The sequence below is a fragment of the Variovorax sp. J22P240 genome, from assembly GCF_030316855.1.
In the GTDB taxonomy this organism is placed as follows: domain Bacteria; phylum Pseudomonadota; class Gammaproteobacteria; order Burkholderiales; family Burkholderiaceae_C; genus Variovorax.
In genome coordinates this window covers 52,031-66,570 of record NZ_JASZYR010000011.1, presented here as the reverse complement: position 1 = coordinate 66,570, position 14,540 = coordinate 52,031, and the positions used below count along the sequence as shown (strand labels likewise).

Below are 14,540 nucleotides of genomic sequence, written 5' to 3'. Positions count from 1 at the left end.
GAGCGCCTCAGCCCGGAATGTTCGGCTCGACCAACTGGGCCAGCGCGACAAGCGACTCCTGCCATCCCAGGTAGCACATCTCAGTCGGGATCACATCGGGGATGCCTTCCTGCACGACGGACATTTCGGTGCCACAGGACACTGGGGTCAGCGTCACGGTGGTCTTCATCGTGCCCGGCAGGTTGGCATCGTCGAAGGCCGCGTCGTATGCAATGCGCTGGCCGGGGACAAGTTCCAGGTACTTTCCGCCGAACGAGTGGCTGTGGCCGGTACCGAAGTTGGTAAAGGACATGCGCCAGGCGCCCCCGACCACGGGCTCCATGGTGTGGACCTGGCCGGTGAATCCGAAGGGTGGCAGCCAGCGCTCGAAAGCGCCGGGTTCCACGAAGGCACGGTAGAGCCGGTCCGGCGAGGTGCGCAGCACGCGGTGCAGACGGACGGTGTTGGTAGCCATGATTGCTTTCTCCTGAAGTGCGGAGGATGACCCTCCACTGACACGTCGAATGAGCCGGCGGGAAATCGACATGCCGCAAGCTCGCAGCCTACCTCGCCGGGGCTACCGGCTCAACGCGATGAGACTCCATACGATCGCCACGAGCTGGGCGACGTTGATCAGGATCGCGGTGATGTGTGTTCTGCGGAATCCTGGAATGGCATCCATGTAGTTGGACTGGATCTGCGCTCCGAGCGCGTCCATCTTGGGAATGACCTTCCTGCGCAGGACGATGGCAATCAACGCCAGCGCCGCGGCACCCGCCGCGAGCCCTGGGCGACCCGCAACCGCATAGCTGATCGCCGTTGCAGTCGCAGTAATGAATGCGGCGACGTAGTAGATGTTGAAGAAGCCACGCACAAAGCGGGCGTCCAGCGGCGAGTCATGCTTCAGGATCAGAAGTGGAATGGAGCCCATGATGAAGTAGGCCGTCGTGACGAGGAGTGCGACCGTAAAGCCCAGGGCGGCAAACATGGCAGCAGGCATCTTGATTCTTCCTTGAGGCGGTTCACGGCCGATTTCACCTCAGCGCCGCGATGGGGCGGATGCCTTGGCGGCCCGCCGATAGGTCCAGATCATGGCGGCCAGGCCCGCGAATGCGCCGATCGCCGCGGCGACGGCTGCCGCAAACAGCAATCCCGACACATGCTCGTCCGCCGCGAGAACTGCCAACACCATCGTCGCGGCCCAGAGACCGCCCCAGCGAAGGATGTACATGTCCATGTACGTCTTGAGCCAGACGTTGTTCCGGCGCCGGATCTCCTCGGCCTCCGTTGGTGAAGCGTCCGCCGGCACCTGCTCCAGCAAGCTGGTGGGCGACCAGAAGCGTTTCCAGATCGAGGGAGGGCGGGCCGGTGGTGGGGTCATCGGGACCGAGATTACCCCGCCGCGGACATCACTCGGCAAGGCGGAACATCTCCACCTCTTGATGGATGCACACCCGTTGTCTTGAGCCTAGCGTTCGTCTTCAACATCGAGAAGGCCACGATGCGCATCGCATTCACTTCATGCATGACGTCCTTTCACTTTCCGGTCCAACCGGTCTGGGACGAGATTGCTGCCGTAGATCCCGATGTCCTCGTGCTCCTGGGCGACTCGGCCTACTACGACGCCGACGGCTCCAGCATGTCGGCTGTGAAGTCGATGAGCGCGTTTGGATTCGCGACGCACGCCCACGGCCGCATCGAGAAGCAATTGCGTGTCGCCAACTTCCAATCGCTGGTTGCCCGCCCCGGCCTGACCACCTACGCCATCTGGGATGACCATGACTTCATGTTCAATGGAGCGTGCGGGGCCCAGATTGCGCGTCAGCCGGACTTGAGTCCCTTGATCGCGCCGAGTCGCGCAATCTTCAACGCGTACCGAGCGGCCTTGGCTTCGCGCCTGGCTCCGGGCAGCTTTCCCCGCGGGCCACCCGGCTTCGACAAGACCACGCCGGCGCCGGGCTACGGCAATCATCTGCTCGGCGAAGGCGTGTTGCTGCACTTGACCGATGGGCGCAGCTTCAAGAAGAAGGGCGGCAAGAAAGCATTGCTGGGCACGGAGCAAGTGGCTGCCATCGAGGCCGCATGCGAAGCGGCTGATGGGTCCACTGTCCACCTGATCGCCTCAGGCATCGCGTTTGACGCTCGAAACGGCGAAACCTGGCTCGACTGCGAGGACGAGTACGAGTGGATGCTGAAGCTGGCCAGGAAGCACCGGGTGCTGATCTTGAGCGGGGACATTCACGACAACAACCTTGCGACTTATCAACTCGGTGGCGGCAAGAACCTGTTCGAAGCGACCTCTTCGGGCGCGGCGATTGCCACGGCTGTAACGATCGGAGCGGTGCAGCGCAACTGGGGGCTGCTCGATATCGATGCTGACAGCGTTGGAATCCAGATCTTCAAGTCCGGAACACTGCAGTACCGCGGGACCATTGAACGCGGCCAGTGGCAGTAGCCCGCATCACCCCCGCTTCGTCGCAATCAACGGCTTCACATCCGGCGCCTGCACTCGCGGCCGATCGGCCTCGATCTCAGCCAGCGGTTCCACCTTCTTCATGCTCGCGAGACTGCGCCGCGTGAGGTCGTGGTACGTGCGCGTGCCTTCCAGCTTCCACGCCACTTCCTGATCGCTCAGTTCGCGTATCACCTTGGCCGGCATGCCGGCCGCGAGTGATCGCGCGGGAATCTTCTTGCCCGCAGGCACAAAAGCGCAGGCGGCCAGGATGGCCGCTTCGCCGATTTCAGCGTCGTCCATCACGACTGCGTTCATGCCGACCAGCGCGTTGCGCCGCACGATGCAGCTGTGCAGCACCGCACCGTGGCCGATGTGGCCGTTTTCCTCGACCACCGTGTCGTGCGCGGGAAAGCCGTGCACGACGCAGGTGTCCTGAAGGTTGGAGCCGCGCTCCAGCACGATGCGCCCGAAGTCGCCGCGCAGCACGGCGCACGGCCCGACGTAGCAATCCGGGCCGACGATGACATCGCCGATCAGCACGGCTTCCGGATGCACATAGGCGCTCGGGTCGATGACCGGCACCACCCCTTCGATGGAATAACAAGGCACGGCTGTCTCCGTTATCAGGTGAGTGAGTGGGCGCCAAGGGTTTACCCCAGCGAGATGGGACTTGCGTCCCGTCGAAGTCGATCCTAAGATAAACCGACCGGTCGGTCAATAATACAAAGAACCCGCATCGACACGGCAGCTCCCATCCCCACACTGGAGACACAGCTTGTCCGATTCACTCGTCCTTGCCTCACGAGAAGGCCCGGTTCTGACCCTCACGCTGAACCGCCCTGCCGCGCTGAACAGCTTCACAAGTGCCATGCACGAAGAGCTTCGTGCCGCGCTCGATGCCGCCGCGGCCAACGCCGAAGTCCGCTGCATCGTCCTCACGGGCGCCGGCCGCGGCTTTTGCGCCGGACAGGATCTGGCCGATCCCATGGTCGCACCCTCTCCCGCCGGCGAACCGGCCAAGGATCTCGGACGCACGATCGAACTGCTCTACAAGCCTCTCGTGCAGCGCCTGCGCGCGATGCCCGTCCCGGTGGTCGCGGCCGTCAACGGCGTCGCGGCCGGTGCGGGCGCGAACCTCGCCCTGAACTGCGATCTCGTGCTGGCCGGCCAGTCCGCGAGCTTCATCCAGGCCTTCGCCAAGATCGGCCTCATTCCCGACACCGGAGGCACGTGGCTCCTGCCGCGCATCGTGGGGCGCGCGCGTGCCATGGGCCTCGCGATGCTGGGCGACAAGCTGACCGCCGCCGAGGCCGAACGTGTCGGGCTCATCTGGAAATGCGTGGACGACGCGGCGCTGGCGGACGAAGTCAGCAAGCTCGCGCAGCGCCTTGCCGCGATGCCCGTGAAGGCGTTGACCGAAACACGCCGCGCCATCGATGGCGCCCAACGACTCACGCTCGAAGAAGCCCTCGACGAAGAAGCCACCGTGCAGGCGGCCCTCGGCCGCGCGCACGACTACCTCGAAGGCGTCGCAGCTTTCTCCGCCAAGCGCGCACCGACCTTCACCGATCGCTGAACCGATATGTCCGCACTTCCTTCCGAACGCACGGCCCAGCAAACCGCAGAGATGGTCCGCGAGCGCATGTACGCCAACGACCGCGCCGTCCAGGGCCTCGGCATGGATGTCGTCGAAGTCTCGCCGGGCCACGCCACCGTCACCATGACCGTGCGTGACAGCATGCTCAACGGCCACGAGATCTGCCACGGCGGATTTCTCGCAACGCTGGCAGACACCGCGTTCGCGTATGCCTGCAACTCGTACAACGAACTCACTGTGGCCTCGGGTTTCTCGATCGACCTGATCGCTCCCGCGCGCCATGGCGACGTCCTCACCGGGCGCAGCTTCGAGGTGTCGAAGGCCGGCCGCACCGGCGTCTACGACACCGAGATCACCAACCAGCGGGGCGAGCGCGTGGCCATGTTCCGCGGTCGCTCCTACACCATCAAAGGCAAGCCGGCCGTGGCCGAGTGAAGCGCCCGAGGAGACACACACATGCCCAAGAAACAACCCGCCCCCGGTGAACTCGACGCCATCGAGACTGCCAGCCGCGATGAGGTCCAGGCGCTGCAACTGCAACGCCTGCGCTGGTCGCTCAAGCACGCTTACGACAACGTGCCTCACTACCGCAAGGCATTCGACGACAAGGGCGTGCATCCGGACGATCTCAAGCAGTTGAGCGACCTCGCGAAGTTCCCCTTCACGACGAAGAAGGACCTGCGCGACAACTATCCCTTCGGCCTCTTCGCGGTGCCGCGCGAGCAGGTGTCGCGAGTCCATGCGTCCTCCGGCACCACAGGCAAGCCCACCGTCGTCGGCTACACGAAGAACGACATCGACACCTGGGCCTCGCTGGTCGCGCGCTCGATCCGCGCTGCGGGTGGCCGTGCCGGTGACATCGTGCACATCGCGTACGGCTACGGCCTCTTCACCGGTGGCCTCGGCGCGCACTATGGTGCCGAACGCCTGGGATGCACCGTCATCCCGATGTCGGGCGGCCAGACCGAGAAGCAGGTACAGCTCATCCGCGACTTCAAGCCGGACCTCATCATGGTCACGCCCAGCTACATGCAGGTGATCATCGAGGAGTTCGTGCGGCAGGGGCTCGATCCGCGCGAAAGCTCGCTCAAGGTCGGCATCTTCGGCGCCGAACCGTGGACCGAGGCGATGCGCCACGAGATCGAAGGCAAGGCCGGCATCGACGCGGTCGACATCTACGGTCTCTCCGAGGTGATGGGCCCCGGCGTCGCGAGCGAATGCATCGAGACCAAGGACGGCCCGGTGGTGTGGGAAGACCACTTCTATCCCGAGATCATCGACCCCGAGACCGGCGAAGTTCTACCCGACGGCTCGGAGGGCGAACTCGTCTTCACATCGCTCACCAAGGAAGCGCTGCCGATCATCCGCTACCGCACGCGCGACCTCACGCGCCTGCTGCCGCCCACCGCGCGCTCGTTCCGGCGCATGGGCAAGATCGTCGGCCGCTCGGACGACATGCTCATCATCCGCGGCGTGAACGTGTTTCCGACCCAGATCGAGGAGATCGTCCTGCAGCACGCCAAGCTCTCGGGCCAATACCAGATCAACGTGAGCCGCGACGGGTTGCTGGACTCCGTCGAAGTGCGCTGCGAGCTGCAGCCGCTCGCGGCACCGAGTACCAGCGCCGACGAAGTGCGCGAGATCACGCAGTGGCTCCAGCAGCGGATCAAGACCCTGGTCGGCATCACGACGAGCGTGACCGTCCTCACACCCGATTCCATCGAACGCACGCTGACGGGCAAGGCCCGCCGGGTGATCGACCAGCGACCGAAATAAGGCCCCGCGCCTGAAAGGAACCTCATGTACACGCAAGCCATGGACACGATGGGCAAGGACGACGGCAGCAAGAAGGCCGTTCGCTCCGCCGAGGAAATGCAGCTGGAGCAACGCTTCGACGCACGCATTGATGAGGGCGACTTCATCGAGGCCAAGGACTGGATGCCCGAGCACTACCGGAAGACGCTGGTGCGGCAGATCAGCCAGCACGCGCACTCCGAGATCGTCGGCATGCTGCCCGAAGGCAATTGGATCACGCGCGCGCCCACGCTCAAGCGCAAGGCCATCCTGCTCGCCAAGGTGCAGGACGAGGCAGGGCACGGGCTCTATCTCTATTCGGCCGCCGAGACGCTGGGCACCTCGCGCGACCAGATGGTCGACGCGCTGCACACGGGCCGCGCCAAGTACAGCTCGATCTTCAACTACCCCACGCTGACCTGGGCCGACATGGGAACCATCGGCTGGCTGGTCGACGGCGCGGCGATCATGAACCAGGTGCCGATCTGCCGCTGCTCGTACGCACCCTATGCACGCGCCATGATCCGCATCTGCCGCGAGGAAAGCTTCCACCAGCGCCAGGGCTTCGAAGCACTGCTGACGATGATGCAACAGGGCACCGAGGCGCAGAAGCAGATGGTGCAGGACGCGGTCAACCGCTGGTGGTGGCCGTCGATCATGATGTTCGGCCCGCCCGACGACCAGTCGCCCAACTCGGCGCAGTCGATGCGCTGGGGCATCAAGCGCTTTTCCAACGACGACCTGCGCGCCAAGTTCATCGACGCCGCCGTCGACCAGGCCAAGGTGCTCGGCGTGACCCTGCCCGACCCCGAGCTCAAGTGGAACGAAGAGCGCGAGCACCACGACCACGGCCCCATCGACTGGAGCGAATTCTGGCGCGTCGTTGGTGGCGACGGCCCCTGCAACCGTGAACGCCTCGGTGCCCGCGTCAAAGCGTGGGACGACGGCGCCTGGGTGCGCGAAGCCGCGCTCGCCCACGCCGCCAAGCGCGCGACTCCTCAACCTCTTGCTGCCTAGGAACAACTTTCATGAGCACCCCCGATACCTCCACCGCCGCCGAATGGCCCCTCTGGGAAGTTTTCGTGCGCAGCAAGTCCGGCCTCGACCACAAGCATTGCGGCAGCCTGCATGCGGCCGATCCGAAGATGGCCATCCAGATGGCCCGCGATGTCTACACGCGCCGCCAGGAAGGCACCAGCGTGTGGGTCGTGCGCTCGGACCAGATCGTCGCGAGCGACCCGGCCGACAAGGACATGTACTTCGACCCGATGGAAGACAAGGTCTACCGCCATCCCACCTTCTACCGGCTGCCCGGCTCGGTAGATCACATGTGAGGATGCCGTGATGCAAGGTTCCATTGCCATCGACCAGAGCCCGAGCGTGCAGTACCTGCTGCGCATCGGCGATACCTGCCTGATCCTCGGCCAGCGCATCGCGGAGTGGTCCGGACATGCGCCCATCCTCGAAGAAGACATCGCCATGTCGAACATGGCGCTCGACCTCATCGGCCAAGCCCGCGCGGTGCTCACGCATGCGGGCAAACTCGAAGGCCGCGGGCACGACGAGGATCAGTTGGCGTTCCTGCGCGATGAGAAGGACTACCGCAATCTCACGCTCGTGGAGCTGCCGCGCGGCGACTTCGCCTTCACCGTGCTTCGCAACGCGATGGTCTCCACCTGGATGAAGCTGCTGTGGGAGCGCCTGCGCGATTCCAGCGACGCCGAGCTGGCCGGCATCGCCGGCAAGGCGATCAAGGAGGCGCGCTACCACCAGCAGCATGCGGCCGACTGGGTCGTGCGCCTGGGCGACGGCACGGACGAATCCCGCCAGCGCATCGAGAAGGCCTTGCGCGAGCTGTGGCTCTATGTGCCTGAAATTTTCGAATCCGACGCGGTGGACGATGCCGCACAGGCGCAGGGTCTGGGTCCGCGCTGGTCCGATTTGCGGGAGCCCTGGCTGGCGGAAATGGACACCATCCTCGATGAGGCCACGCTGACCCGCCCCGACGAGGCGGCCTTCCGCAGCACCGGCAAGCGTGGTGTGCACAGCGAGCACATGGGTTACATCCTTTCCGAGATGCAGCACCTGCAACGCGCATTTCCCGGAGGTGTGTGGTGAGCGCGCTTGCCGCCATGACTACCACGCGCTGCGAACAGGCGTGGGAGGTGCTCGGCACCGTGCTCGACCCCGAGGTGCCGGCGTTGTCGGTGCGCGATCTCGGCATCGTGCGCGATGTGATCGACCAGGGCGACGCGCTGGAGATCGTGCTGACGCCCACCTATTCAGGCTGCCCGGCCACGGAGGTGATCGAGCACGACGTGCTTGCCGCCATCGCGAAGGCCGGCCTCGGCCCTGCCCACGTCACCCTCCGTCGCGCGCCCGCATGGACCACCGACTGGATCAGCGCCGACGGCCGTCGCAAGCTTTCCGAGTACGGCATCGCGCCACCGGGACCGGCCGCGCCTGATGCCTCGGTGCCGATCCGCTTCTTCGGCCGCAAGGCCGATGCAATTGCCTGCCCGCGCTGCGGCAGCCTGCATACCGAGCGCCTCTCGGCATTCGGCTCCACTGCGTGCAAGGCGATGTACCGCTGCATCTCGTGCCGCGAACCTTTCGAGCACTTCAAGCCGATCTGAAGAGACACCCCATGAGCGTCATGTTTCATCCCCTGCGCGTGCGTGCGATCGAGCCCGACACGGACGAGGCTGTCATTGTCTCCTTCGACGTACCCACCGACCTGCGCGACGTCTTCGGCTTCACCCAAGGCCAGTACCTCACGCTGCGCAAGGACATCGACGGCCAGGACCTGCGCCGCTCGTATTCGATCTGCGCCGGTATCGACGACGGCGAATTGCGCGTCGGAGTGCGCAAGGTCAAGGGAGGCACCTTCTCGAACTGGATCAACGAGCAGCTTCAGCCCGGCGACACCATCAACGTGATGGCGCCGCAGGGCCGCTTCTTCGTGCCTATCGAGCCGCAGTCGCGCCGCCAGCATGTAGGCATCGTCGGCGGCAGCGGCATCACGCCGATCCTGTCGATCATGAAGACGGTCCTTGCGCGCGAGCCGAATTCGCGCTTCACGCTGATCTACGCCAACCGCAAGCTGCAGTCCACGATGTTCAAGGAAGAACTCGAGGATCTGAAGAACCGCTACATGACACGGCTCGTGCTGCATCACGTGTTCTCCGGCGAGCCGACGGATGCGCCGCTGAACATGGGCCGTATGAACCGCGAGAAGCTGGGCGAGTTCCTGTCGAGCGTGGTGCCCGCCGGCACCATCGACCATGTCTACATCTGCGGCCCCTTCCAGATGAACGACGAAGCCGAAGCCGCTTTGCTGGCCGCCGGGGTACCCGAGGAACGCATCCACATCGAACGCTTCGGCGTGGCCGCGCCGGAAGGCGCACCGGTGGGCGCCGTCATCCACGAGGCGCGCCCCGGCGATGCCGAGTTGGCGAAGATCGTCATCATCCGTGACGGCCTGCAACGAGAGATCGAGTTCCGCAAGGACCAGCCAAGCATCCTCGACTGCGCCTCGGCGGCCGGCATGGAAGTGCCGTTCTCGTGCACCTCCGGTGTGTGCGGAACATGCCGCGCCAAGCTCGTCGAAGGCAAGGTCCGAATGGAGCGAAACTTTGCACTGGACAAGAACGAAGTCGCGGCCGGCTTCGTTCTCACCTGCCAGGCCCATCCGCTCACCGAGCGCGTGGTGCTTTCATTCGACGAACGCTAGAAGCGGCAAGCAAGAAGGAACCCCATGGCCCGAGGACGCTCACCCGGATACGACGATCAGCGCGAAATGATCCTGGATCATGCCGCGCAGCTGTTCGCCAACCGGGGCTATTCAGCGACCTCGATGAACCAGGTGGCCGAGGCCTGCGGCTTCTCGAAGGCGTTGCTGTACCACTACTACCGCGACAAATACAGCCTGCTGGTGAGCATTGCCGAGAACCATGTGTCCCGCCTCGAAGACCTGGTGGCCGACGTCGAGGGCCAGAAGCTGCCGCCCGAGGCGAAGCTGCGTGAACTCATCCGGCGCTTCGTCGAGGAGTACGCCGGCGCCAAGCATGCGCACCGCGTGCTGACCGAGGACGTCAAGTTCATGGAAGACGCCGACCGCCAGCGCGTTCTCGGCACGCAGCGCACCGTCGTCAACGGTTTCGCACGCGCCGTGATCGAACTGCGGCCCGACCTGAAGAGGGCCTCGCTCGCCAAGCCGCTGACCATGCTGCTGTTCGGGATGATCAACTGGATGTTCATCTGGATGCGGCCCGACGGCGACCTCGACTACGACGCCATGGCGCCCGTGGTCGCCGACCTGTTCCTCGGTGGACTTCCGGCCGTCAAGGTGCCGCAGCGCATCGTGTCTGTCGACATCTGATTGCTACCCCCCTTTTCATTTTTCAATCAACCACAACGGAGACAACCGCATGAAATGCCTCAAACCCCTCGCATTGGCCGCGATGCTGCTCGCCTCGGCGCTCGCGCAGGCCGACATCAATGTCGGCGTGACGGTCTCGGCCACCGGCCCAGCCGCCTCGCTGGGCATTCCCGAGAAGAACACCATCGCGCTGATGCCCAAGACCATCGGCGGACAGAAGATCAACTACATCGTGCTCGATGATGCGAGCGACACGACGGCGGCCGTAAACAACACGCGCAAGCTGATCTCCGAGAACAAGGTCGACGTGATCCTCGGCTCGACCACGACGCCGAACTCGCTCGCGATGATCGACGTGATCTCCGAAAGCCAGACGCCGATGATCTCGATGGCTGCCTCCGCGCGCATCGTCGAGCCGGTCGATGCCAAGAAGCGCTGGGTCTTCAAGACGCCGCAGAACGACATCATGATGTCGCTCGCCATCGCTGAGCACATGGCCGCCAATGGCGTGAAGACGGTCGGCTTCGTCGGCTTTGCCGACGCCTATGGCGAAGGGTGGTTCCAGGAATTCAGCAAGGCGGCCGAGCTGAAGAAGCTGCAGATCGTCGCCAATGAGCGCTATGCGCGCACGGACACCTCCGTCACGGGCCAGACCCTCAAGCTCATGTCGGCCAAGCCCGACGCGGTGCTGGTCGCCGGTTCCGGCACGCCGGCCGCGCTGCCGCAGAAGAGCCTCAAGGAGCGCGGCTACACCGGCAAGGTCTACCAGACGCACGGCGTGGCCAATGCCGACTTCCTGCGCGTGGGTGGCAAGGATGTCGAAGGCACCTTCCTGCCGGCAGGCCCGGTGCTCGTGGCGGATCAATTGCCCGCCGCCAATCCGGTGAAGAAGTCCGCGCTGGCCTACGTGTCGGCCTACGAGGCAGCCAATGGCAAGGGCACGGTCTCGACCTTCGGCGCGCATGCGTGGGATACCGGCCTGCTGATGGCTGCCGCGGTGCCTGTCGCGCTGAAGAAGGCGCAACCCGGCACGCCGGAGTTCCGCGCCGCGCTGCGTGATGCGCTGGAGCAAGTCAAGGAACTGCCCGGCGCGCACGGCGTGTTCAACATGACGGCCAACGACCACCTGGGTCTGGATCAGCGCGCACGCGTGATGGTCAAGATCGAGAACGGCGCGTGGAAGTATCTGCCGCCGAGCCCCTGAACACCTAAGCACACCCCCAGGCTTCGCGCACTTCGTGTCGCTGCGCCAACCCCCTTGCAGGGGGCAACACCAGCGGCCCGGCAAAGCCGGTTCCGCGGTGTTCCTGGCATAGGGCATGGCGACGCGGGTTGATGGATTGGAACCGACATGGATCTTCAGATTGCCCTGCTGCTCGGGCAGGACGGCATCGTCAATGGCGCGGTCTACGGACTGATGGCATTGGCCTTGGTGCTGGTGTTTTCCGTCACGCGGGTGATCTTCATCCCGCAGGGCGAACTGGTGGCCTTCGGCGCGTTGTCGATGGCGGCGCTCACTGCCGGGCGTGTGCCGGCCACGCTGTGGCTGCTGCTCGCACTGGCGGCCGCCACGCTCGCGGTAGAGGGCTGGCGCTGGAAGCGCGGCGCCACGGTGGAGTGGAAGGCGACGCTGGTGTGGACGGTTGCTTTCCCTGCCCTGGCCTCTGCGCTGGTGTTGGGCTTGCGGCCATCGTCGCTGGCGCTCCAGGCCGTCACCACCCTGCTGCTGATCACGCCGCTCGGGCCGCTGCTGTACCGGCTGACTTACCGGCCGCTGGCGGATGCGACGGTGCTGATCCTGTTGATCGTCTCGGTTGCGCTGCATGGCGTACTGGTTGGCCTGGGGCTGCTCTTCTTCGGTGCCGAAGGCTCGCGCACGCCGGCATTTTCGGAGGCTCGTCTCGATATCGGGGGCGTGCCGATCACCGGCCAGTCCATGGTCGTGGTGGGCGTCGCGTTCGCACTGGTGGTGCTGATGTTCCTTTTCTTCGAGCGTTCGATCATCGGAAAGGCGCTCCGCGCCACGGCGATGAACCGCGTCGGCGCGCGTCTCATGGGCATTCCGACGGATCTGTCGGGAGACTTGAGCTTTGCGCTGGCGGCGCTGATCGGCGCCGTCTCCGGCCTGCTCATCGCGCCGCTGACGACGGTCTACTACGACACCGGCTTTCTCATCGGCCTCAAAGGCTTCGTCGCGGCGATCGTCGGTGGGCTGGCGAGCTATCCCATTGCGCTGCTCGGCGCGCTGTTGGTGGGCCAGCTTGAAGCCTTCTCCTCGTTCTGGGCCAGCGCGTTCAAGGAAGTGCTGGTGTTCACGCTGATCATCCCCGTGCTGTGGTGGCGTTCGCTCCGCAGTCGCCATGTGGAGGACGAGGAGTGATCACCCCCATGCTTACCCACTTCGTGTGGCCGCACTCCCCCTCTCCGGGGGCAACACCAGCGGCCCGGCAGAGCCGGTTCCGCGGTGTTTCTGTCTTCATGCGCTGCACCCAGGAGCCATTGGCATGACAAGGCGTCACCTCACACTGCTCTTCGTCGCGGCGCTGGCGCTCAGCTGGGCCTGGCTGCCCGAGTTCACCGTCACGATGTTCAGCTACATCGGCCTCTATTCGATGGTCGCTGCGGGGCTGGTCATGCTCACCGGCGTCGGCGGCATGACGTCCTTCGGCCAGGCTGCATTCGTCGCCATCGGTGCCTATGCGACGGCATGGGTCTGCACATCGCCGGCCGCGGCGGCAGCTCTGGGCGGCCTCGTCGCTCCGGGCCTGTTGCCTTGGGTCGGACTGGTGCTGGGACTCGTGCTCACCTTCCTCGTCGCGTGGGGGCTCGGTGCCATCACGCTGAAGCTCTCCGGCCACTACCTGCCGTTGTGCACGATCGCGTGGGGGTTGAGCCTCTACTTCCTGTTCGGCAACCTCGAGTTCCTCGGCGGCCAGACCGGCATCACCGGTCTGCCGGCGCTGACGATCGCAGGCTTCTCGCTCGCATCACCGCGCGCGTTGGGCCCGCTGATCTGGGCCGCGCTCCTGCTGGCGCTGTGGGCGCTGCACAACCTGCTCGATTCGCGTGAAGGCCGCGCCATCCGTGCGCTGAAGTCCGGTCGGGTGATGGCCGAGTCGATGGGCGTCGACACCGCGCGCTACCGCGTCAAGGTGTTCGTGCTCGCGGCGCTGCTGGCGGCGCTGTCGGGATGGCTCTACGCGCACATGCAGCGCTTCGTGAACCCGACGCCCTTCAACCTGAACATCGGCATCGAGTACCTCTTCATGGCGGTGGTCGGCGGCGCGGGGCATCTGTGGGGTGCAGTGCTCGGCGCGACGCTCATCACGCTGGTCAAGGAGCAACTGCAGGACATTCTGCCGAAGCTGCTCGGCGCGAGCGGCAACTTCGAGGTGATCGTCTTCGGCCTGCTGATGCTCTTCGTGCTGCAGCGCTTTGCCGAAGGGCTGTGGCCGACGCTGGCACGCGTGTCCTCCCGCTTCCTGAAACCGGAGCCTGTGCGCGAGGCCAAGGCCATCGCTTCCCTTGCCAGCCGCAAGCTGCCGGCATCTGGCGAAATGCTGCTCGAAGCCGACAAGGTCACGAAGCGCTTCGGCGGCCTCGTCGCCAACAATGCGGTCGCGATGACGCTGAAAGCGGGCGAGGTGCACGCGCTCATCGGGCCGAACGGGGCCGGCAAGAGCACCTTCTTCAACATGATCTCCGGCGTCGATGATCCGACCGAAGGCGAAGTGCGCCTGATGGGCGAGTCGATGAATGGCAAGCCCTCGCGCGACTACGCCGCGCGCGGACTCGGCCGTACCTTCCAGCACGTTCGCCTGCTCGGCACGCGCAGCGTGCTGGAGAACGTCGCGCTCGGCGCGCACCGGCGCGGGCACCGCGGCTGGCTCTCCGCGATGCTGCGGCTGGACCGCGCCGAGGAGGCCGCGTTGCTGGCCGAGGCACGCCGTCAGATCGAGCGATGTGGCCTGGCCGAACATGCCGATGCGCCGGCCGCGTCGCTCGCGCTCGGCCAGCAACGCGTGGTGGAGATCGCGCGCGCGCTGGCCGGTCAACCCGCGGCGCTGCTGCTCGACGAGCCCGCCGCAGGTCTGCGCCACCTCGAAAAACAGGCGCTCGCGACCCTGCTCTCGCAACTGCGCGCCGAAGGCCTGGGCATCCTCGTCGTCGAGCACGACATGGAGTTCGTCATGAACCTCGCCGACCGCATCACCGTGCTGGAGTTCGGCGCCGTCATCGCCGAAGGAACACCTGAACAGGTGCAGTGCAACCCCCGTGTGCTGGACGCCTATCTGGGCGGCAGCGACGAACCGATTCCGATGGCCGCATGACAC

The 14,540-nt window shown here is 65.3% G+C and carries 17 protein-coding genes; 13 read left to right on the top strand and 4 right to left on the bottom strand.

What is annotated here, in order from left to right:
* Positions 1-7: 7 nt before the first annotated feature.
* The 3 genes from QTI24_RS22735 to QTI24_RS22725 all read right to left on the bottom strand — a co-directional run bounded on the left by QTI24_RS22735 (position 8) and on the right by QTI24_RS22725 (position 1,399).
* On the bottom strand, positions 8-454 hold the full coding sequence (locus tag QTI24_RS22735) for an SRPBCC family protein (RefSeq protein WP_286603563.1): 447 nt from the start codon (positions 452-454) through the stop codon (positions 8-10).
* A gap of 102 nt (positions 455-556) precedes the next feature.
* Entirely contained in the window at positions 557-979 is a 423-nt protein-coding gene (locus QTI24_RS22730; RefSeq protein ID WP_286603562.1) for a hypothetical protein, read from the bottom strand.
* A gap of 39 nt (positions 980-1,018) precedes the next feature.
* Positions 1,019-1,399, bottom strand: coding sequence for a hypothetical protein (locus QTI24_RS22725; protein WP_286603561.1), 381 nt, complete (start codon positions 1,397-1,399; stop codon positions 1,019-1,021).
* Between the two features lie 42 nt (positions 1,400-1,441).
* On the opposite strand from QTI24_RS22725, the gene QTI24_RS22720 reads away from it, so the two are divergent.
* Positions 1,442-2,434 carry a metallophosphoesterase family protein gene (locus tag QTI24_RS22720; RefSeq protein WP_286603560.1) on the top strand — a complete coding sequence of 331 codons (993 nt, stop codon included), beginning with the start codon at positions 1,442-1,444 and terminating at the stop codon, positions 2,432-2,434.
* A gap of 6 nt (positions 2,435-2,440) precedes the next feature.
* On the opposite strand, the gene QTI24_RS22715 is transcribed toward QTI24_RS22720, so the two are convergent.
* Positions 2,441-3,043 (bottom strand): phenylacetic acid degradation protein PaaY, encoded by a 603-nt coding sequence (locus QTI24_RS22715; RefSeq protein WP_286603559.1) that lies wholly within the window; start codon positions 3,041-3,043, stop codon positions 2,441-2,443.
* 166 nt (positions 3,044-3,209) lie between these two features.
* Between QTI24_RS22715 and paaG the strand changes: the two genes are divergently transcribed.
* The 12 genes from paaG to QTI24_RS22655 all read left to right on the top strand — a co-directional run bounded on the left by paaG (position 3,210) and on the right by QTI24_RS22655 (position 14,537).
* Positions 3,210-4,010, top strand: coding sequence for a 2-(1,2-epoxy-1,2-dihydrophenyl)acetyl-CoA isomerase PaaG (gene paaG, locus QTI24_RS22710; protein WP_286603558.1), 801 nt, complete (start codon positions 3,210-3,212; stop codon positions 4,008-4,010).
* Between the two features lie 6 nt (positions 4,011-4,016).
* Complete coding sequence (gene paaI, locus QTI24_RS22705) at positions 4,017-4,466, top strand: hydroxyphenylacetyl-CoA thioesterase PaaI (protein WP_286603557.1); 450 nt, start codon at positions 4,017-4,019, stop codon at positions 4,464-4,466.
* Positions 4,467-4,487: 21 nt separating this feature from the next.
* Positions 4,488-5,807 (top strand): phenylacetate--CoA ligase PaaK, encoded by a 1,320-nt coding sequence (paaK, locus tag QTI24_RS22700; RefSeq protein WP_286603556.1) that lies wholly within the window; start codon positions 4,488-4,490, stop codon positions 5,805-5,807.
* A 24-nt stretch (positions 5,808-5,831) separates the two neighbouring features.
* On the top strand, positions 5,832-6,842 hold the full coding sequence (paaA, locus tag QTI24_RS22695) for a 1,2-phenylacetyl-CoA epoxidase subunit PaaA (protein WP_286603555.1): 1,011 nt from the start codon (positions 5,832-5,834) through the stop codon (positions 6,840-6,842).
* Between the two features lie 11 nt (positions 6,843-6,853).
* A complete protein-coding gene (paaB, locus tag QTI24_RS22690) occupies positions 6,854-7,159 on the top strand; it encodes a 1,2-phenylacetyl-CoA epoxidase subunit PaaB (RefSeq protein WP_286603554.1) in 306 nt (101 codons plus the stop codon).
* Between the two features lie 10 nt (positions 7,160-7,169).
* Positions 7,170-7,943 (top strand): 1,2-phenylacetyl-CoA epoxidase subunit PaaC, encoded by a 774-nt coding sequence (gene paaC / locus QTI24_RS22685; protein WP_286603553.1) that lies wholly within the window; start codon positions 7,170-7,172, stop codon positions 7,941-7,943.
* 14 nt (positions 7,944-7,957) lie between these two features.
* The gene (gene paaD / locus QTI24_RS22680) at positions 7,958-8,461 is read left to right on the top strand and encodes a 1,2-phenylacetyl-CoA epoxidase subunit PaaD (RefSeq protein WP_286603674.1); all 504 of its coding nucleotides are present in this window, start codon (positions 7,958-7,960) and stop codon (positions 8,459-8,461) included.
* A gap of 11 nt (positions 8,462-8,472) precedes the next feature.
* Positions 8,473-9,558 carry a 1,2-phenylacetyl-CoA epoxidase subunit PaaE gene (gene paaE / locus QTI24_RS22675; protein WP_286603551.1) on the top strand — a complete coding sequence of 362 codons (1,086 nt, stop codon included), beginning with the start codon at positions 8,473-8,475 and terminating at the stop codon, positions 9,556-9,558.
* Between the two features lie 24 nt (positions 9,559-9,582).
* Positions 9,583-10,206: a TetR/AcrR family transcriptional regulator gene (locus QTI24_RS22670; protein WP_286603550.1), complete on the top strand. Its 624-nt coding sequence runs from the start codon at positions 9,583-9,585 to the stop codon at positions 10,204-10,206.
* 49 nt (positions 10,207-10,255) lie between these two features.
* A complete protein-coding gene (locus QTI24_RS22665; RefSeq protein ID WP_286603549.1) occupies positions 10,256-11,410 on the top strand; it encodes an ABC transporter substrate-binding protein in 1,155 nt (384 codons plus the stop codon).
* A 147-nt stretch (positions 11,411-11,557) separates the two neighbouring features.
* Positions 11,558-12,586 carry a branched-chain amino acid ABC transporter permease gene (locus QTI24_RS22660; protein WP_286603548.1) on the top strand — a complete coding sequence of 343 codons (1,029 nt, stop codon included), beginning with the start codon at positions 11,558-11,560 and terminating at the stop codon, positions 12,584-12,586.
* 124 nt (positions 12,587-12,710) lie between these two features.
* The gene (locus QTI24_RS22655; protein ID WP_286603547.1) at positions 12,711-14,537 is read left to right on the top strand and encodes a branched-chain amino acid ABC transporter ATP-binding protein/permease; all 1,827 of its coding nucleotides are present in this window, start codon (positions 12,711-12,713) and stop codon (positions 14,535-14,537) included.
* The last annotated feature ends 3 nt before the right edge of the window (positions 14,538-14,540 follow it).